General features: G+C 69.4%; 15 protein-coding genes and 1 pseudogene. 9 read left to right on the top strand and 7 right to left on the bottom strand.

Translation table 11 applies throughout. The features are described 5' to 3' along the window. Positions 1-63: 63 nt before the first annotated feature. Positions 64-2,361: an ATP-binding cassette domain-containing protein gene (locus ACFWXC_RS30775; protein WP_384483536.1), complete on the bottom strand. Its 2,298-nt coding sequence runs from the start codon at positions 2,359-2,361 to the stop codon at positions 64-66. 210 nt (positions 2,362-2,571) lie between these two features. Continuing rightward, positions 2,572-2,883, bottom strand: a complete 312-nt coding sequence (locus tag ACFWXC_RS30770; protein WP_384483535.1) for a DUF5132 domain-containing protein — start codon at positions 2,881-2,883, stop codon at positions 2,572-2,574. Between the two features lie 330 nt (positions 2,884-3,213). Here ACFWXC_RS30770 and ACFWXC_RS30765 point away from each other — a divergent pair, with 330 nt between their 5' ends. Further along, positions 3,214-3,486: a hypothetical protein gene (locus tag ACFWXC_RS30765; RefSeq protein ID WP_384483534.1), complete on the top strand. Its 273-nt coding sequence runs from the start codon at positions 3,214-3,216 to the stop codon at positions 3,484-3,486. Positions 3,487-3,592: 106 nt separating this feature from the next. Continuing rightward, positions 3,593-4,933 carry a glutamine synthetase gene (locus tag ACFWXC_RS30760; protein WP_384483533.1) on the top strand — a complete coding sequence of 447 codons (1,341 nt, stop codon included), beginning with the start codon at positions 3,593-3,595 and terminating at the stop codon, positions 4,931-4,933. Between the two features lie 755 nt (positions 4,934-5,688). Here the strand turns inward: ACFWXC_RS30760 and ACFWXC_RS30755 are convergent. Then, on the bottom strand, positions 5,689-6,246 hold the full coding sequence (locus tag ACFWXC_RS30755) for a GNAT family N-acetyltransferase (protein ID WP_384483532.1): 558 nt from the start codon (positions 6,244-6,246) through the stop codon (positions 5,689-5,691). Continuing rightward, positions 6,243-7,442 carry a type III PLP-dependent enzyme gene (locus ACFWXC_RS30750; protein WP_384483677.1) on the bottom strand — a complete coding sequence of 400 codons (1,200 nt, stop codon included), beginning with the start codon at positions 7,440-7,442 and terminating at the stop codon, positions 6,243-6,245. The genes ACFWXC_RS30755 and ACFWXC_RS30750 overlap by 4 nt, the downstream gene beginning before the upstream one ends. Positions 7,443-9,614: 2,172 nt before the next feature. On the opposite strand from ACFWXC_RS30750, the gene ACFWXC_RS30745 reads away from it, so the two are divergent. The 3 genes and pseudogenes from ACFWXC_RS30745 to ACFWXC_RS30735 all read left to right on the top strand — a co-directional run. Then, entirely contained in the window at positions 9,615-10,073 is a 459-nt protein-coding gene (locus ACFWXC_RS30745) for a hypothetical protein (RefSeq protein WP_384483531.1), read from the top strand. A 179-nt stretch (positions 10,074-10,252) separates the two neighbouring features. Continuing rightward, positions 10,253-11,422 (top strand): acyl-CoA dehydrogenase family protein, encoded by a 1,170-nt coding sequence (locus ACFWXC_RS30740; RefSeq protein WP_384483530.1) that lies wholly within the window; start codon positions 10,253-10,255, stop codon positions 11,420-11,422. Between the two features lie 245 nt (positions 11,423-11,667). Next, positions 11,668-12,266: pseudogene (locus tag ACFWXC_RS30735) on the top strand (transposase); the annotation flags it as partial. Between the two features lie 156 nt (positions 12,267-12,422). On the opposite strand, the gene ACFWXC_RS30730 reads toward ACFWXC_RS30735, so the two are convergent. Next, positions 12,423-12,788: a hypothetical protein gene (locus ACFWXC_RS30730; protein WP_384483529.1), complete on the bottom strand. Its 366-nt coding sequence runs from the start codon at positions 12,786-12,788 to the stop codon at positions 12,423-12,425. 318 nt (positions 12,789-13,106) lie between these two features. Between ACFWXC_RS30730 and ACFWXC_RS30725 the strand changes: the two genes are divergently transcribed. The 4 genes from ACFWXC_RS30725 (at position 13,107) to ACFWXC_RS30710 (ending at position 17,575) form a co-directional block, all read left to right on the top strand. Beyond that, entirely contained in the window at positions 13,107-14,108 is a 1,002-nt protein-coding gene (locus ACFWXC_RS30725) for a transcriptional regulator (protein ID WP_384483528.1), read from the top strand. Positions 14,109-14,530: 422 nt separating this feature from the next. Further along, positions 14,531-15,055 carry a PadR family transcriptional regulator gene (locus ACFWXC_RS30720; RefSeq protein WP_384483527.1) on the top strand — a complete coding sequence of 175 codons (525 nt, stop codon included), beginning with the start codon at positions 14,531-14,533 and terminating at the stop codon, positions 15,053-15,055. Further along, positions 15,052-15,789, top strand: coding sequence for an ABC transporter ATP-binding protein (locus tag ACFWXC_RS30715; RefSeq protein ID WP_384483526.1), 738 nt, complete (start codon positions 15,052-15,054; stop codon positions 15,787-15,789). The genes ACFWXC_RS30720 and ACFWXC_RS30715 overlap by 4 nt, the downstream gene beginning before the upstream one ends. A gap of 4 nt (positions 15,790-15,793) precedes the next feature. After that, complete coding sequence (locus ACFWXC_RS30710; protein WP_384483525.1) at positions 15,794-17,575, top strand: ABC transporter permease; 1,782 nt, start codon at positions 15,794-15,796, stop codon at positions 17,573-17,575. Positions 17,576-17,710: 135 nt separating this feature from the next. On the opposite strand, the gene ACFWXC_RS30705 is transcribed toward ACFWXC_RS30710, so the two are convergent. Then, a complete protein-coding gene (locus tag ACFWXC_RS30705) occupies positions 17,711-18,316 on the bottom strand; it encodes a class I SAM-dependent methyltransferase (protein WP_384483524.1) in 606 nt (201 codons plus the stop codon). A gap of 16 nt (positions 18,317-18,332) precedes the next feature. Continuing rightward, the coding region (locus ACFWXC_RS30700; RefSeq protein WP_384483523.1) for an alpha/beta fold hydrolase at positions 18,333-19,946 on the bottom strand (1,614 nt) is incomplete at its 5' end.

Genomic DNA, 19,946 nt, shown 5'->3' with positions numbered 1-19,946 from the left:
GCAGGACCGCGCCGACCGTGGTGTCGTCACACGGTCGGCCGGCCGGGGGGACGGCTGCTGCGGTCAGGCGGCGGGTTCGCCGGCCTGGAGTTGCCACAGGGATGCGTAGAGTCCGTGCTGGGCGAGGAGTTCGTCGTGGGTGCCCTGCTCGGCGACGACGCCGCCCTTGTCCATGACGTAGATGCGGTCGGCGTGGCGGACCGTGGAGAGCCGGTGGGCGATGACCAGCACCGTCCGGTCGGCCGCGAAGACGCGGAGCGCGCGCTGGATGGCGGCCTCGGTCTCGTTGTCCACGGCGGAAGTGGCTTCGTCGAGGATCACGACCGGCGCGTCCTTGAGGATCGCGCGGGCCAGCGCGATCCGCTGTCGCTGGCCGCCGGAGAGTGCGGCACCGCGTTCGCCGATCACCGTGTCGTAGCCGTCCGGCAGCGTCGCGACGAAGGTGTGCGCCTCGGCCTTCATGGCCGCCTCGGTCACGGCCTCGTCCGAGGCTCCGAAGCTGCCGTAACGGATGTTGTCGGCGACGGTGCCGTCGAAGAGGAAGGGGTCCTGGGCGACGAACCCGATCGCGTGGCGCAGGTCGTGCCGCGACAGCTCGCGCACGTCCCGCCCGTCGAGCAGCACGCTGCCGATGTCCGCGTTCTGGAATCGCATCAGCAGCTTGGCAATCGTGGTCTTGCCGGAGCCGGTGGCACCGACGAGGGCGGTGACCCGCCCGGCGGGGATGGTCAGCGAGAGGTCCTCCAGCGCCGGTGGCCGATCGGGGTAGGCGAAGGTCACCTTGTCGAGGACGATCTCCCCGCGCGCCTTCTCGGCGTCGAGCGGTCCGCCGGTGCCGTCGGTCTCGACGGGCAGGGCGCGCAGCCGCTGGACCCGATCGTAGGCTGCGATCGTGCGTTGGTACTGGTCGACGATGCCGCCGAGCCGGTTCATCCGCAGCATGACCATCTGGGGCAGCCCGATCAGCGGGCTGAACACCTCGAACGGCAGGCTGCCGTCGAGCACCGCCCGGCCGCCGATCAGCAGGGTTCCGGCCATCGAGCTGGTCGTGCAGACCCGGACGATCTCGGCGTGGCGGATCGTGCTCCGGTCGGTGTGCCGGCTGCTGTCCTGGACCTCCGCGCTCAGCCGGTCGATGCGCTCGGCCTCGTAATCCTCGGTGCAGAAGCTCTTGACGGTGGCACCGGCCTCCAGCGTGTTCACCAACTGGCTGTGCAGCTTGGCCCGGTGCTCGCCGGAGACGGCGTAGTCGGCCGCGACTTTGTCCTGGTAGTGGAACGACAGCCAGGCGATGACGGGGATGGGCAGGAACGCGATCCAGGCGATCTGCGGTGCCAGCAAGAGGAACAGCGGCACCAAGAGCGCCAGACTGGTGCCGAGTTGCAGCAGGTCGTTGGCCGAGGTGGCGAAGAAGGTGCCCAGCTGACGGACGTCGTCGGTGAGCGCGCCGGCGATCCGGGTGGTCCGCTCGCCTTCCAGATGCCGTAGTTCGAGGTGCTGGACGTGGGCGTACGTCCGGTTGCGCCAGTCGTGCTCGATGTCCTGGCCGAGTCGGCGCCATTGGAGGTTCGAGGCGTACGAGAGGCCCGCCACGGCGCCGCAGGCGGCGGTCATCAGCCCCGCCAGCCCGAGGAGTTGGGCGGACGCGGTGGTCAGGCCGAGACGGACCAGCGGAGCTGCCTGCCCCTTGATGAGGACCAGTCCGGTCCAGCCGAGGAAGGTACCGAGCGCCATCTCCGAGGCCTGGCAGGCGACGGACAGGGCAACGGCCCCGTAGAGACGGCGTCGGTGCGGTCCGACGATCTCCACCAGGGGGTGGCGTTCGACGCCGGGCCCGACCGCTTCCTGGGACGCGTCGACCGATCTGCGCCAGGCCTTGCGAAGGACAGCCGTGGTCAGCGCGGCCACCCCGCCCACTGCCACCAGTTGCCTGCTCAGCGCCGACCCCTTGATCAGTGCGATCCCGGCCGCGACCCCGCCGCCGACGGCGAGCACCGGTCGCACGACCAGGCCGCGGTCCGCCCTCGGGGCCGCTGCGGCGACGGGTCGGGCTGGTGCCGGGCGTCCCGCTCCGGTCGGATCCTCCGCGACCAGGGTGACGGCTCTGCGGACGATCCGGCCGACGTCCGTGGCGCGCAGCCGTGCATCGTGCCGGACGAGCACCCCGCCGGTGACCGGGTTGGCCCGGGCCTCGGTGATCCCGGGAATGCGGCGCAGCGCGGCGGCGAGGATCTCGGCCGTCCGTGGCCGTCCGAGCACCAGCTTGATGTCCCAACGCTGACGGCCCGGAGTGACCGAGCGCGGGCTCACGTCCCATTCCGCGGACCGGAATCCGGCCGCGGCACCCAGTAGCGATGACATGCGTACGATCACCTGTTTACGGAGGTCACGGGTAATCCGTCAACGGGCGCGGAGAATTTCGCGCACGGTGGATTACTGCGACGGAGCGGAAAGTCCGAAAGAGGGCGGAGGCGCGGCCGAAAGGCCCACGGCCGACCGCCGCGAGGACCCGTTTTCCTGGGGCGGCAGGAAGACGCGCTCAGGCGGCGGGCCGGACCGCACATCAGGGCGTCACTGCGCCTTCGCGGCGCTGGCGGTCGCACGGATCTTCGGAGTCCTGGCCTCGTCCTTCTCGCCGCTCGAGGCTGCACCCTCGGTGGGCCGGTCTCCCTCACCAGCGGCGATCTGCGCCGCCACCATCTCGGCGGCCACCTCGACCGCGAGGTCGTGGATGTTCTCTCCGGCCTCTTGGGCCGCTTTCTTCACCTCCATGACAAGACCGACGGACGTCGTGACGACACCGCGCACCAGCGGCTTGAGGACACGCTTGGCCAGTGGCGCGATGATGAGACCGATCAGAAACGGCGGAACGACGGGCGGCATGATGCTCCAACTTCTCTACGCAGATGTATGACGGGGGACCCAGGGCACTGCGCACCCCGGAGCACGCACAGCGGGGAAGGCGGAGGCACCCATTTCCGGAATTCTCGATATCCAGTGCCGGACTCCCCGACGGGTTGAATTCCTTGTCGATGGGGTAATCCGTCCGCTCATCGATCACGGTAGCCCAGTCATGACCGTCGAGGCCAAACGGTCTCGGCGGGTTTCACTCATGCGAGTGCTATCCATGTTCGGACCGCTACGGATTGCAGTAGGTGCATCCACCAAGCGAAGTACTTTTCTCATTTACCTATTACTAGTGTCGGCTGCACGGTGACTGCCGAGTTCGCGCGCCGCCCTCCGGCACAGGGCGGGAAATTGCAGCGCGTCTCCTCCCAGCACCGCCTCGTGGAAGGCCCGCACGTCCCGAACCCGGCACTCACCGCGGTCCGGCCACCGCCGTACGCGCCCGATCTGAACCCGGTCGAGGCCGCCGGCTGGTCACTCGTGCGCAGAGCAATGGTCCACACCGCCTCCGACACATCCGACGGCCTCGACCGCACGCTCCGCCGCGAGTTACGCAAGATCCAGCTCCGGCCCACCTGATCGGCGGCTGCCTCACCGCCACCGGCCAGTTCCGACCTTTCACGGACGAGTGAACTCCCCGCCGACCACTGGCGAACCGGCTGCTGCGAACACCAGCATGGCCGACATGGCCACCACGCACCCCCGAGCTGAGCGGGCCGCCCAGGCCCGGGCGGCCGAAGCCCAGCTCGCCGCCGACGGAATCGACGGGGTGGTGTTCGGCTGGGTCGACAACGCCGGCCTGACCCGGGTGAAGTCCGTCCCGCTCGCCCAGCTCGAACACGCCGCCGAGTACGGCGTCGGCGCCGTACCCTGCTTCGACGTCTCCCTGGTGGACGACTCCTTCACCGTTGCGCCTTCGAGTACCGGCCCGGTGGGCGACCTGCGGCTCGTCCCCGACCTCGACCGGCTCACCCCGCTCGCCGCCCAGCCCGGCTGGGCCTGGGCCCCGGCCGACCGCTACACCCAGGACGGCACCCCGCACCCTGGCTGCCAGCGCCGATTCGCCCGCCAGGTCACCGAGGCCGTCGAGCGGCGCGGGCTTTCGGTGCGAGCCGGGATCGAGGTCGAGTGGGTGGTGGCCGACGCCGCCGGGGCCCCCACGACGGTCGGGCCCGGGTACGGGATGACCCGCTTCGTCGAGCACTCCGACTACCTGCGGGAGGTGCTGCGCGCCCTCACCGCCCAGGGGTTGGCCGTGCTCCAGCTCCACCCCGAGTACGCCGCCGGGCAGTTCGAGGTCTCGGTCGCCGCCGAGGGGCCGGTCGAGGCGGCCGACAGCACGATGCTGGTGCGCCACACCATCCGGGCCGTCTCCGCCCGGCACGGCTTGCGGGTCTCGTACGCGCCCGTCTTCACCGAAGGCTCGGTCGGCAACGGCGCCCACCTGCACCTCAGCCTCTGGCGACAGGGCCAGAACCTTGGGCACGGCGGCCTCGGCCCCCACGGGCTGCACCCCGACGCCGAGCAGTTCTTCGCGGGCGTACTGGCCGAGCTGCCCGCCCTGCTCGCCCTCGGCGCGCCCAGCGTCGCCTCCTACCTGCGGCTGGTCCCCTCTCGCTTCGCCGGGGCCTACCGCTGCTGGGGCCTGGAGAACCGTGAGGCGGCGCTGCGCCTGATCACCGGCTCCGCCGCCGGGCAGGCCAACGCCGAGCTCAAGTGCTTCGACGCCGCCGCCAACCCGTACCTGGAGATCGGCGGCGTGCTGGCCGCCGGACTCGCCGGCCTGGACGCCGGCCTGCCCCTCCCGCCCGAGACCCCGAGCGATCCGGCCGCCCTCGGCGCGGCGGAGCGACTCCCGGCGAGCCTGCCGGAGGCGATCGACGCGTACGAGAAGTCCGCACTGCTGCGGCAGGCGCTCGGTCCCGAGTTGTACGAGGCCGTGCTGGCCGTCCGGCGGGCGGAGGCGGAGCTGTTCGGGATGCACACAGATGCGGACGTCATCGAGGCCGTCCGCTGGCGCTACTGACGAGCATCGGCTCTGGTCCGCCGGCTCCCCATCCATAAGTTGGTCGAGGACCCGCTGGTCGCCGTCAAGCTTCACAGAGCTCAGCAGGATGCGGCCCCAGAAGGTGCGGAGCAGATCCTTGGCCACGCCCGTGCCTGAGGCCGAAGCGGTCGCAGGCACGGCGTCGTCCGAGGTGAGGGGAGCGGGCCAGGCGCCCATGCCATCGAGCGCCACGCCTGCCCACATAGGCTGCGGGGACCTGCGCGAGCCGGGCATCGTAGGTGTGCACCAGAATCCGACTCCGGGCAACACACCAGGCCTTCTGCGGCGGCAGCCCCGCACCCACCACCCGCGGCGCCCACGCTCCGGACCGTGTGAGCGGCGGTCGTTCCACATGGCGAAATTCATTTCATACGGCAGTCGCCACGGCCGTGCCCGCGGCGACTGCCGGTGCGCTCGGCGGAACTGCCGGCGTAGGTAGCGGTGTGCCAGCCCCACCGAGAGGGGAGTCAGCTCCTTCGAGGTACCAAGTCTCACCGTCCCAGCAGGGATGGTCGCGGTGGCGTCGGCGGTACTGCTGCCGAGACTGGCGATTACCCCGGCGTTTAATCAGCTGTGCTGCTGCGGCTGGCCTGTCCGGGCAAGAAGAACGCGTTCGCGACTTTGCAGCGAGTATCTGGAGACCCAGGTTGCGTACTGGAATCCGAAGACGAAGAGCAGTGCCTGGATGGCCAGTTGAGAGCGGTGGAAGTGGTCGGGTACGGAGGACATCTGCATCAGCCCACTTCGGCTCTGCGAGAGGATCCGGGAGTCAAACCGGTAACAGCGGGTTCCAGTGGCTTCGCCATGTAGACCGCCTCGGCGCCGTAGCTCGCGGGCAGCCCGATCTCGGGTCGGGCGCGGTAGCCCAGCCGGGACCACAGCACTTCGGAGCCGCGCACGGCGACCAGCGAGAGGGTCCGGTAGCGGGCCGCCCGCCCGGTCTCCTCCAGATGCCGCTGCATCCGGCGGGCCAGGCCCCGGCCGCGCGCCCGCTCGGCAATCACCAGGTCGTGGGTGTGCAGGTTGCTCCCTCGGTTGCTCTCCTGTACCGCGCCGCCCTCGGCCAGGCTCAGGTCCGGGCAGCGGAACAGCGGGTACGGCAATGCGAGCAAGTAGCCTCCGAAGCCGCCCGCGTGCTCCAGCACGAAGCAGGTCGAGGGCGAGGCGCGGTGCCTGGAGCGCAGTGCCTCCCGCCCCTCGGACAGACCGCTCGCGGCGTAGGCGCGTTCCTCCAACTCGACCACCTCGTCCCAGTCCTCCTCCCGGAACCGCCGGATCCGAGTGTCGGTCATGCGTCTCCTCCGTCCAGAGCCGGGCCTCCGACGCAGGTGTACGGCAGCGGCGCGAAGCCGTTGAACCCCCGGGTGGCGTAGGCGGCGGCGTACGCGCCGCAGGAGTGGACCCACACCGGGTCGCCGGAGGTGATCGCGCGCGGGACCCGTACCAGGCCGTCCTCCTGGGCGTACGCGTCGTCGCTGTCGCAGGTCGGGCCGGCCACCCTGGCGTCGACGAACTGCCCGCCGGAATGGGTGGGGAACTCCAGGCGGTACTGCAACTGGTCCATCTCGTAGAGGCCGTTGAACTTGCCGCAGCTCAGGTAGAGCCAGTCCTCGCGAGTGCCGTCGAGCCGATGGCGGGAAGAGAGCCGGGCGACGTGGGCGCGGATCGCACCGTGGTCGGCGACCAGGTAGCGGCCGGGCTCCAGCAGGAAGTCCAGCGGGGCGGCGTTGACGGCACGCAGTCGTTCCATGCCCTCGCGGATCACCACGAACATCTTGTCCAGCGGCGGTTCCAGCGGCCGGCCGTGCCGGTCGAGGACGCCGAGGGCGGGCAGTCCGCCGCCGAGGTTGATCCGGTCCGGGGTGATGCCGCGCCGGCTGAGCGTCTCCAGGACCGCCGCCAGCGAGTCGATCGCCGCGACCCAGGCCTCGGCGGTCATCTGCTGGGAGCCGACGTGCACCGACAGGCCGGAGGGCACCAGGCCTGCGCTCCGGGCGGCGCCGAGCACCCGCAGGGCGTCCTCGGGCGAGCAGCCGAACTTGCGGCTGAGGCCCCACAGCGCGCCCTCGCCGGTGGTCGCGAGCCGGCAGAACACCCGGGATCCGGGGGCGTGTTCCGCAATCGCGCCGACGTCCTCCAGGCAGTCGGTGGCGAAGTCACGCACACCCAGCCGGTAGGCCTCGGCGATGTTGCGGTCGGACTTGACGGTGTTGCCGTAGTGGATCAGCCCGGGGGCCACCCCGGTGCGCAGCGCCTGAGCGATCTCCTGCGGGCTCGCCGCGTCGAAGCCGGAGCCGAGCCGGGCGAGGTGGCCGAGCACCTCGTCCACCGGGCAGGCCTTCATCGCGAACCGGACGGCGACGCCGGGCAGTTCGGCGCACAGGGCGGCGTACTGGCGGCCGATGCCGTCCAGGTCGTAGATGATGGTGTCCTCGATGGCAGCGGCGAGCGCGGCGCGCAGGGCGGGGCGGTCGTGCTGGTCAGGGATGGGCGCGATGGATGCGTGCACGGTGGCCGGCGCGGTCGGGGCGCGGTGGCCGAATCTGCCATGGTCGGCCGTCCGACGCGGTTCGGCGATCTGGCGCACGTCGGTGGTCTGAGGCCTCACGTGTGAACTCCCGGTCCGACTGGATGAATGATGCCAAGGGTTTGCTGGCCCGCATGAGATGAAGCGAGGGAGTCCAAAGGTCGGCTGTGACGCCTGACCTGGACTCCCTCCACGCCGCACTCTATGCACTTCCGGGACCCGTGCCTGCACCTGCTGCGCACCCTGCGCGGGCCGCCCGCCACCTTCGCGCTGACCGGCGCAAAAGCCGACGATCGTGAGATCTTGCCAGCCCGCCACGAACGGGTTTCATCCGGTGGGCGAATCCCGCGAAGGAAAGGCCGATCTGGCGATGCAGCCTCCGCGTGCGAACAGACCCACCGATCTTTCTTCTGGGCGACCTTGCCGGTCTAGGGCGATGAGGCGCGCCGCCCGTCGTCCCCGTCGTCCTGGCAGCACACGATCTCGGCCCTGTCGGGATACTGCCGCAGCCGGACCTCATCCCCCCTGTCTCCCAGCACGGCCGGCCCATGTCCGGCCTGCCGCTCGCTGACGCAGTGCACCACCGCGTCATCGGTACAGCGCTCGAACTGGGCGGTGGGGAACGCCCCGGCCCAACCAGGTATCGAACACGTGGCGCACGAACATGTTTGCTGGCACTGGCAAGACAGCGGACCCATGAGGAGTCCCCCGCTCCCGCTCCCGCTCCCGCTCCCGCTCCCGCTCCCGCTCCCGCTCCCGCTCCCGCTCCCGCTCCCGCAAGGTACCGCCGGGCAGTTGCAGCGCACCTTGAGCCACCGCCCGGCATACAGAACCACCCGAACGGCGTCGGTGTAAGCATCCACGACCTTGACGATCATGTGCCACCGGATGCTGCGGGCTGGTCGGCCCCTCGACCTGCCCGGCGAACGCCGTCGCCGGACACGGCGGATTGAGCCACTTCGATCGCGCACCCCGAGTTCGACCCCTCCGGGACTCCTTAGGACGTACGCGTCAGCGAGCCGGCGCGCGCACCGGCCGTACACACGCCACGACACCACTCCGCATCTTGGGCACGTCGCCGTCGACACTGCGGGGTACACGCAGAACGTGACCGTCCCAGCCGCACGCTCGATCGACTCGACCGCCGCACTGGGCAAATGTCGCAGCAATCGTCCCAAATCCTCTGAAACACACAGCATGTAGGGCCCAGTCCATGCTGGGTACGGCACAAGATCCCGGCTGAGCCCGTAGTCGCCCACCGCCGCGATCATGGCTCCTCCTGGCAGAGCGAATCCGTCGGTGTGGGCTCAGCAGGCCGTGACCGTCCACAGGCGACCGTGGTGCTCGTCGAACTGCCCGGTCAGAACCTCGATCAGCGCCTAGCTTTTGACAGCCGGACCCCACTCGATACACCGAAGAGGTCCAAACACCCTGGGCAGTTTGATCTGCGCATCCTGAAGAAAGGGACGAACGAGGCCCGGAAGATGCCCCGTTCAGCGACCTTGGCCAGCCAGACCGCATCCAGCTTGTTGGTCTCGGGCCAACCCTGGACGTTCATCACCTCGGGCGCGTTTCCCCGTTGGGTGAGGTTAGCGGGGTCGCCCGTGTCCGGCGCGATGCCCGTCTCGTTGCGGTAAGCAGGTTGATCAGCTGGCGCGAGAGGTGGGTCGGATGAGCTGTGATGAGGTGCTGCGGCTGCTTCGGGAGCGGGAGGCCACCTGTCACAGCGAAGCGCAACGGCTTGGGGCCGAGGCTGAACGGTTCATGGTTCGACCGGTGATGTGTGAGCAGGAGCCGGCCCGTATCTCAACGGCGTGCGAAGTCGTCGGTGAACTGCCGCGAATCGAGCCGGTGCCGGTACCCCCTACTGGCTCCACTGCCATGATCCCCGATCCCGGGTCGGGGTGGACATCCACCGGACACCGAGGCTCTGGAACATGTGCTTGCGTTACTGGCCCGGTATGCCGGTCCGGTGTGCTGTCGGCAGGTAGTGGAGGGTCTTGGTCCGGAGGTGGTGCCCCGGCGGACGGGAGTGATCCGGCACCGTTTGAAGAAGGCCGTTGCGGCGAAGCTGATGGTGCAGACTCCGGGCGGGTTGTTCACCGTGACGCGTGGCACGGTCGCGGCGAGCGGGTGAACGTGCGGCAGGAGGATGACCTTCTCCTCGATGGCCGGGTTGATCCGCCTGACCGCGCAGGAGAGAAGACCTGTTGGCACCTTATGTGTCCGAGCCCCGCCGATGCCTTCACCGCGGGCTGTATCCGGATGGAGGAGATACTCGCACATCTGTACGACCTTGTGATGATGCCCTGCGCCCAGGATGCATCGGAGGACTACGTCACGGTCGCGGGGCGGGCGCTGGTGCAGGACCAGCTCGATATCCGTGCCGCTGCGCCGCCGCCGCGCCGCCGAGATGTGACCGGCGCGGACGGGTGGGTGCGCACGCGCGCGGAGCGTGGGTACATGGGGCAGTTGGCCACCACCGTCGGGCGCGTGGGCATCTCTCGGGTCGCGTACCGCTCGCCGGCGCCGAACCTGCACGTACCCGGCAGTTCATATCGACGCCGCCGAGCTGCTGGTGCTCACCTGTGACGCCACCGGCGTGAACATGATCTCGTCCGGGTTGGGGCACACCACCCGCGCCACCGCCGAGGCCGACGCGGCGGCCGGCCTCCCCCGAGCGTGTCGATGCCTGTCCAGAGAGCGCTTTGCGGTGCCTTGACTCGCAGATGTCTCCGAACGATGTTTCACCCCGACAGCTGGAAGGTGCCATGAGCGCGCGTCGTCTGTTACCGAACGACGAGTCCCTTGACCTCATCAGGCTGGTCCGGAAGCTGGCGGCCGATGAACTCGCGTCGCGAGTGGATGCCGATGAGGCGAACGGGGCATTCCCCCGTGACGTCTTCAGGCTCCTCGGACGCGCCGGCCTGCTCGGTTTGCCGTACTCCGAGGCGTACGGCGGCAGCGGCCTGTCCTACGAGGTGTACCTGCAGGTTGTCGAAGAGATCGCGTCCGTGTGGGCTTCAGTCGGCGTTGGTGTCTCCGTGCACGTGCTGTCGTGCTTCGGCCTGGCGACGACGGGCACCGCGGAGCAGAAGCAGGAGTGGCTGCCCGCGATGCTCGGTGGCGAGCTGCTGGGTGCCTACTGCCTCTCGGAGCCGCACGCCGGCTCGGACCCGGCCGCGCTGCGGACCCGGGCCCGTCTGGACGGCGATCACTATGTCCTGAACGGTGCGAAAGCCTGGACGACCCATGGCGGCCACGCGGACTACTACAAGGTCATGGCCCGCACGTCGGAAGACCGCACGGGTATCTCGTGCTTCATGATCCCCGCTGACTCCGAAGGCCTCACCGCTGATATGCCCGAACGGAAGATGGGCCTGACCGGGTCCACGACGGCGACCATGGTCCTCCAAGATGTCCGCGTCCCGGTCGAGCGGCGTATCGGCGCTGAGGGCGACGGCCTGCGTATTGCTTTCGCGAGCCTGGATTCCGGCCGTCTCGGTATCGCGGCCGTCGCGGTCGGTCTCGCCCAGGGCGCTCTCGACCACGCGATCACCTATGCACGCGATCGGAAGACGTTCGGATCACGCATCATCGACCACCAGGGAGTCGCGTTCCTGCTCGCCGACATGGAGGCCGCGGTCTTTTCAGCGCGTGCTGCAACCCTCCATGCCGCCCGGTTGAAGGACGCGGGACTGCCGTTCAGCCGTGAGGCGTCGGTCGCGAAGCTCGTCGCGACCGACAACGCGATGCGTGTCACCACTGATGCGGTGCAGGTCCTCGGCGGGGTCGGCTACACGCGCGAGTTCCCGGTCGAGCGGTACATGCGTGAGGCCAAGTTGACTCAGATCTTCGAAGGCACGAACCAGATTCAGCGCATGGTCATCGGGCGATCGCTCGCCAAGTCCAACAATGGTGACCTCACCCTGGCCCCTTGAGCCTTGGCTCTGAAACTGATCGGAAAATCGATGTCCTGGCGGCCGACGGCCTGGAGTTGGCGGACGAGATCGCGGATCGTGGGGTCCAGGTGGCGACGGTGCCCGGCGATGAGAGTATCGAGGGGGTGACGGCGACCAGGGCGCTGACCCACCGCGCCCGTTTAGGCGCTACGGGCGATTGGCCCAGCTCAGCACAAGATCCGGACCACAGACGGGCCAACGGCCCGCACTCCGCTCCGGCTCCTGCCGCCGAGGACGGTGCCGGCCGGCTCGCCTTCCTGCGCTCGCTCATCGCCCGCGGCCTGTCCGGCGTCCAACTGGTCGTCTCCGACGCCCACGCCGGCCTCGTCGACGCCATCGGCGCCGTTCTGCCCGGCGCTTCCTGGCAGCGATGCCGCACCCTCCCCCACGCCCTGAACGGGCGCGGGGCACCCCCATCGCACGCAACCTGCTCAGCCAGGTCCCGAAATCGGCCCGGCCCTGGGTCGCCACGCTGCTGCGGACCCTCTTCGAACAGCCCGGCACGACGGCTGTCCAGGCTCAGACGCGGCACGTCCTGGACGCATTGGAAGCCAAGTTCCCCAAGGCCGCAGCCCACCTGGACGCAGCCCAGCACGACCTGCCGGCCTTCACCGCCTTCCCGCGCGAGATCTGGCGGCAGATCTGGTCCGAAAACCCGCAGGAACGGCTCGACAAGGAGATCCGCCGCCGCACCGGCGTGGTCGGCGTCTTCCCCGACCGCACCGCCCTGATCCGCCTGGTCGGCGCCGTGCCGGCCGAGCGGAACGACGAATGGACCGAAGCCCGCCGCTACATGGGACTCGACGTGTTGGCCAAGGGCCGCCTCCACCCGATCGAGTCAGAGACCGACGGCATCGCCCTGCCCACCGAACTCACCGCACAGCCTCAAAACGAGATCACCGAGTGGCCGTCGATACACCACTCCAGCGGACGTGCCCCCGGTACGTCCGCCGACCTCGAACAGCACAACCGTGTCCGCTCACCCACCACGTGAAAAACGACAGCCACCGGCGGAGCGCGCGGTTTGCTGCGGCGGCTGAGCCCTCATACGCCTGTCGTCGAGCCGGGGCGGACGATCATCAGGGCCACCCACGACCACCCAGATGCGGGCGAACATGCCGGTAATCATCGGCAGGCGAGGCAGCCGGCCGATCAGGGGCTCAGCGGCGGTCGACGCCTGTTCGGGCTTGCCAAGCCCGGTGACCACGTCGTCCCTGGTGCCGAGCACCGCGATGCCCAGCAGGGCAGCGGCCACCGCCTTCAGGCCATGGAGGCCTGGAAGGCACGCCCTGCGCGCCCCTTTCCAGGGCTGGATCCGCAGGTCTTGAGCATCGCTCTCGTCCACCGGACGTGGAAGCAGAACCGCACACGTAATGACGCCCTCTGGACACCCGCGCCAACAAGTCTCAACATGAGTAAGTAGTACATCCGCCGCAACGTGACCACACCGTGTCCTCGGCGGTGGGGGAGGTGCTGAGGGTTCCACCCATGGCTCGGGGCTGTTCCACCTCATCCCAAGAGCCCTTGGCGGCTACGACGCGCACCACCGGTTCCGAGGGGAGCGGCCGGTCGTGCTGCGCGGCGATGACCGCCACTGTCCCCCTCCGTCGCCGCTCCCCAGAGAACTGTGTCCTGAATATTGCTTTCACGGGGGTGAAGTAACTTGAACCAGTCATCTGGCAGTCCCCTTGGCCTGACAAACAACAGAGGGGCAAGCTATCGGCTCGAGACTGTGGCACAGGGCGCATCACGTGGGCCAAGGTTCGAGACGGTTCCCATATCCGCCCTCATACCCGGTGATTCTCCGCGCTCCGAGGGACAGGACCAGGGGCATATCGCCCGACTCGCCGAGATCGAGGAGCCGTTGCCACCGATTCTCGTCGAACGCCGCAGCATGAGGGTGATAGACGGGATTCACCGTCTTTTCGCCATGTTGCTGAAAGGGCGGGAGACGATCGAGGTCGAGTTCTTCGACGGCAGCACGGAGGACGCCTTCCTCCGCGGTGTCACGGCCAATGTGACGCATGGACTTCCGCTGTCGCATGCCGACCGGAAGGCAGCGGCCGCGCGGATCGTCGCCTCACACCCGCACATGTCCGATCGGGCCATCGCGCGGGCCTCGGGCCTCGGGGCCAAGACCGTCGCAACCATCCGGCACAGTACCGACGACGGTCTGGCATCTGTGACCGTGCGAGTCGGGAGCGACGGCAAGGTGCGTCCGCTCAACAGTGCGGAAGGCCGCCTCAGAGCCGCCGAAGTGCTGGCCGAACGCCCGGAGGCCTCGTTACGAGAGGTGGCGCGGATCGCCGGGATCTCCCCGGCGACGGTGAGCGACGTACGCAAACGCATCACCATGGGCGAACTGCCGGTGACCGTACGGACCGGCACGGCCGACCCGGACCTCGGCGTCAGGAACAACCGGACTCCGAAGCGGATCGAACAGGTGGATCCCGCGCCGGTGCTCAAGAAACTCCTGCGGGATCCTTCACTGCGTCACAACGAAGAGGGACGGAACCTGCTGCGGCTGCTCCAGCAGAACGCGATCGCCATGTCCGCCGAACTGACCGTCGTCGTACCACCCCATTGCAGGGAACTCGTGGTGAAGCTGGCACGGCAGTACGCCGAGACCTGGAACGAGTTCGCGAGGGAGCTGGAAGGCATCTGATCTGGACAGTTGTGGTTGAGGATGTTTTGTGACCGATGACGTTGCCGGTCGTCGGTCGTCGGACGCCATGCGAGTGCTCGTCGTCCGTAGTGGCTCATGACAAGACCCGCCGACCCCACGGCCGCGGCTCGGAACCGAGCGCGGCCGTGGTGGACGCGCAAGGGCGTGAAGACCTCCGGCGGCCTCGTCGATGCGGTTCAGGGCAGTACGAACCCCCGCCACAGAGCCCAGGGCGCCGCGAGTTCGGCGCCATGGTGCGCCGAGCCGACGCCGCCTCCCACTGCCGTTCCTCCGACACACCCCGAGTCGGAGGTCACCCCTGGCCACCAGGCAGAAATCGGACAGTGGCGGGAGCGGGTGGGGCCTCGGTTGACTCCTGTGACAGATAACCGCTATTCATGAGCTAGCGGTTAGGGGGACGCATGCAAGATGTGGTGCTGGCGATGCTCGCGAAGGAGCCATCGCACGGCTATCACCTGCGCGCGTGGCTGCGCCGGACACTCGGTCCTCTCGGGGAGTCGATGAACGCGGGCCAGATCTATGTGACGTTGGCCCGTCTGGAACGAGCGGGACTGGTCGTCCGCGAACGAACCGAAGGCCCCCCGGACCGGAAGGTGTACGCGCTGACACCGGCCGGACAGCAGCGGGTGGCCACCTGGCTGACCGAGGTGAGCTGGCCGAAGCTGGATCTGGCCGAGCTCCACCTCAAACTCGCGGCGGCAAGAGCGGCCCGGCTGGCCGATCCGGCGGAGCTGGTTGCCGTACACCGCCGGGAGTTACTCCGACGCCTGCGGCAGGCGCAGCGCGCGCTGCTGGCCGAGCCGGACGGCTCGACCGCCGGCCTGCTGCTGGAGGGTGTCGCTCTGCGGTTGCAGGCGGACCTGCGCTGGTTGGGGGCGTGCGAGCAATTTTGGTCGAGAGTCGAGAACAAAGCTGAGGACGGATGAACCAGTTCGACGCGGTGCTGCAGACCCGCGACCTGTTAAGGACACATGGCCGGGGAGACAGCCTGGTTCACGCGGTGGACGGCGTCGACCTGGACGTGCAGGCCGGACAGATGCTGGCCGTCATGGGCCCCAGCGGCTGTGGGAAGTCCACCCTGCTGCACCTGTTGGGCGGCCTGGAGCGGCCCACCGACGGAGAGGTGTGGCTGGCCGGCCGCCGTATCGACGACCTCAGCGAACGGGCCTTGGCCCAAATGCGACGCCGGTCGGTGGGCTTCGTCTTCCAGGCCTTCCATCTGGTCGAGGAACTCTCGGCGGCGGAGAACGTCGAACTGCCTGTCCTGCTGGCCGGACGCTCACTGCGTGCGGCCCGGCGTCGCGCGGACCAGTTGCTGGAGCAGGTCGGGCTGGACGATCGCGCCCGCCATCTGCCCTGGCAGCTGTCGGGCGGACAGCGCCAGCGGGTGGCGATCGCCCGCGCGCTGGCCAACGAGCCACTGGTGCTGCTGGCGGACGAGCCGACCGGCAACCTGGACACCGCGGCCACTCTCGACGTGCTGCGGCTCTTCGAGGATCTGCGGGCCGCGGGGCAGACCCTCGTGATCGTCACGCACGACGACCGGGTCGCGGCCGTCGCGGACCGGCTGGTGTCGATGCGTGACGGCAGGCTTGTCGACGACACCTGGATGGCGGACCGCAGGCAGCCGGCGGACGACATCCACGGGTGGGAGGGCTGACGTCATGGGCCGTTTCCTGCTCGTCTTCCGCCTTGTCTGGTCGGACGTACGCCGCCATCCCGGCCAGGCCGCGATGCTTCTCCTCTCCCTCACGGTCGCCACCGGCATGCTGGCCCTGGGCGCGTCGTTGGGCGGGGCGACCGAGACGCTCTACCGTCACACCCGCGCCGTCACGGACGGCCCGGACGTGGTGGCCGTCTCTCCCGACAACTCCGCCCACACGACCGCGACCCAGGACGCGTTGACCAGCGACCCCGCGGTCGCCGCCCACAGCGGTCCGTATCTCCAGTACTACTCGAAGCTCTCGGCGAAGGGTTCCACCTCGCATGTGGTGGTGACGGCCGCCGCCGCGAAACCGGGTCCGGTGGACCGGCCCCTGGTGACCTCCGGCAGCTGGGTACGCACCGGGGGCGTCGTGGTCGAACGCGGCTTCGCCACCGCGCTGGGCGTCCGGGTCGGGGACCACGTCACCGTCGCCGGCCGCTCCCTGCCGGTGGTCGGGACAGCCGTGAGCGCGGCCACCACCGTCTATCCGTTCGCGCAGCTGACGGGTCCCGACGGCGGGCCGAGCGACTACAGCGGCCTGGTCTGGATGACCGAACAGGACACCCGGCCGCTCGCCTCCAAGCATCTTTCGGTGTCCTCGCTCCTCTACCTCAAGCTGCGCAACCCGGACGCGACCGAGGCGTTCGTGAACGCGCACCGCGGCCCCTCGGTCTACGCGAACTTCCAGAGCTGGCAGTTCATGATCGGCCAGGACGCCACGATCATCGAGTCCAGCCAGCCCATCCTGGTCATCGGCAGTTGGCTGCTGAGTTTCCTCGCCATCGCGGGCGTGGCCACCCTCGCCGCGGGACGCGCCGCCAAGCAGACCCGCCGGGTGGGACTGCTCAAGGCCGTCGGTGCCACGCCCGGCCTGATCGCGACCGTCCTGCTCACCGAATACGTGACCCTGGCGCTGCTCGCCGACGCACTCGGCCTGCTGGCCGCCCGGTTCACCCAACCCGCCATCGCCAACCCCACCGCCAGCCTGCTGACCACCTCGGACGGGCCGAGCGGCGGCACCATCGTCTTCACCACCGTCGTCGCCCTGGCCGTGGCCATCCTCACCACGCTCGGCCCGACCCTGCGGGCCCTGCGCACCGAGACCGTCGCGGCACTCGCGGACACCGCCCGGCGACCCGACCACCGGGCCCGTCTGACACGGCTGTCCGCGATGCTGCCGGTACCGGTCCTGCTCGGGATGCGCCTGATCGCCCGGCGGCCCGGCCGCGCGTTCCTGCAGGCATGCAGCATCACAGCCACCGTCATCACGCTCACGGCACTGCTGATCATCTACGTGCAGCGCCAGGTGAGTTACGGGATCAGCTCGCCCCACCTGGGCAATCTGAAGGATGCGCAGAGCCGGCACATGATCGTCGCCGTCGCCGCCGCGCTGGTGGTACTCGCCGCCGTGAACACCCTCACGACCACGTGGACGACGGCACTGGAGGCCCGGCACACGATGGCCGTCGCACGCACGCTCGGCGCCACTCCCGGACAGGTCACGGCCGGTCTGTCCGCCGCGCAACTCCTGCCCACCGTGCCCGGCGCTCTCGTCGGCATCCCGCTGGGCATCGCGTTCTGCTGGCCCTTCAGCGCCGCGAACACGATCTATCCGCCGGCGTGGTGGCTGTTCGCCGCCGCACTCGCGGTCGTGGTGGCCACTGCCGCACTCACCGCCCTGCCCGCCCGCGTCGCGGCCCGCCGATCCGTCGCACAGACCCTCAGCGCCGAAACGACGTGATCGTGCCTCGGGTCTGTCCGGTGGGTTCACCGGACAGACCCGTGCGACACCGGGGTCCTGACGCCAGGGCCGCCGACGTCATGGGGCACCGCTGTGCCGTGCGGTGCTGACAGCCCTGGCTCCGGAACCCGCGTTTCAGAGCGCCGTCCGGCGGATGGTGGCCAGCCAGGCGTGGCCCTTCCTGCCGAACTGCGGGGCGACCGCGAAGGTCTCCGGGGCGATGTCGACCACCTCCCACCCGTCGGCGAACGCCTCGCGCAGTTCGGCCTGCGTGATCCGCCGAGGGCCGAGTGCACCGGGCTGACGGTCGCTGAAGCACATCAGATGGCAGGTGCCGCCCGGCTCCGTCACGGACATGAGGCTGCTGACGTACCGTCGGCGCTCCTCGTCGTCGAGCACATGGAACATCCCCACATCGACCACCGTGTCGAAGGTCGTTCCGAGCTGGGCGAGATCGAGCACGTCACCGGTCTCGAGCCGGACCTTCAGTCCGCGTTCGGCCGCTTTCCGGCGTGCCCTGCCGATGGCGGTCGCCGAGCAGTCGATTCCCGTGACGTCGCCGCCGTGCTCGGCCGCCAGCAGTGCATGATCCCCGGTGCCGCAGCCCGCGTCCAGCACGCGTCCGGAGAGCAGACCGCTTTCGGCGAGGCGGACGAACGCCTCCTGTGGGCGCCCGGCCTCCCAGGGTGCCTGTTCGGTGGCCCGGTATATCGAGTCCCAGTCCGCAGACCGTGTCGCCATGTCATGACCCCCTTCGCTAGCGGCCCGGTTCTTCTGTGCCGACGGCGTCGGCCAGGCCGAGCCAGTCCGAAACGCCGGCCCAGACCTGCGCCAGCACTTCAGGACGAGCCATATCGGTGTGCTTGCAGGCGAGGAAGGACTCCGCCACCTCGCCGGAGACATGCGGCTTCCACGCGGCCGCGCTCGAAGCGTCCCCCGCCTTGTCCTCGGTAGCGGTCACGAGCAGCATGTTTCCGTCGAAAGTGCCGATCTCGTGCTCGAAGCTCAGCGTCGCGGCGTTGCGGAGCATGCGCAGGGCGCCGGGCCGGTGCCGGCCTTCCTCCCTGTCGAAGTCAGCCTCAGCCCGATCGGGTTCCTGTCGCTCCTCGGGCGCCTCGCCATCGGTTTCCGGGTCCGCCTTCTTGAACGGCACCGCGTCCATGGAGATCAGCGCACCGACCTCGTGGCCCGCCGCCCGCAACTGCACGGCGATCTCGTGAGCGATGATGCCGCCGAACGACCACCCCAGCAGGTGGTAGGGGCCGGATTCCTGGACCGACCGCATCTGCTTGATGTAGTCGGCGGCCATCTCCCGCACGGAGCCCGCCAGGTCGCCCGTGTCGTTCACTCCACGGGCCTGCAGCCCGTAGAGCGGGATTTCCTCCGGTACGTAGTGGGTCAGCGGTATGTAGCACCAGCTGAGGCCGCCGGCCGGGTGCACGCAGAAGATCGGGGGCTTGCTTCCGGAAGGCCGGATCGGGAAAAGGACGTCGAATTCGTTGCCTTCGTACGGCAGATCGAGCCGGGTGACGAGCTCGGCGGGGGTCGGGGCCTCGAACACCGCTCGCACCGAGAGGTCGAGTCCGTGGATGCGCAGACGCTGCGTCAGCGCCACCGCCAGGAGTGAGTGCCCGCCGAGGTCGAAGAAGCTGTCGTCCGGGTTGACGCGGTCGACACCGAGGACCTCGGCGAAGGCCTCGCACATGGCCTCCTCGGCCGCTGTCCCCGGCGCACGACCGCTGTCGGCGGTCCCGTATTCCGGTGCGGGCAGTGCGGTGCGGTCGGTCTTGCCGTTGGGGGTCAGGGGAAGTTCGTCGAGGACCACGACCGCCGTGGGCACCATGTACTCCGGCAACCGGCCCGCGGCAGCCGCCCGCACCTCGCCCGGCAGATCACCACCCCCCTGCCCGGACGCCACCACATACGCCACCAACCGCTTCTCACCCGGCACGTCCTCACGCACCACCACCACCGCCCGCGCCACCCCCGGATGAGCACCCACCACCGCCTCCACCTCACCCGGCTCGATCCGACGCCCCCGCACCTTCACCTGATCATCCGCCCGCCCCACAAACACCAACTGACCCTCGGCCGTCCACCGCACCAGATCCCCCGTCCGGTACATCCGCTCACCCACACCCCCGAACGGACACGCCACAAACCGCTCCGCCGACAACCCCCCACGACCGTGATACCCACGAGCCAACCCCACACCCGCCACATACAACTCACCCACCACACCCGGAGCCACCAACCCCAACCCACCATCCAAAACGAACACCCGCGTCCCCACCACCGGACCACCCACCAACACCCGCCCGGCAGACCCGTCACACCGCCACAACGACACATCCACCGTCGTCTCCGCAGG

The sequence above is a fragment of the Streptomyces sp. NPDC058683 genome (assembly GCF_042716195.1).
Taxonomy (GTDB): Bacteria; Actinomycetota; Actinomycetes; order Streptomycetales; family Streptomycetaceae; genus Streptomyces.
This window is presented reverse-complemented; position numbering and strand designations above follow the sequence as displayed.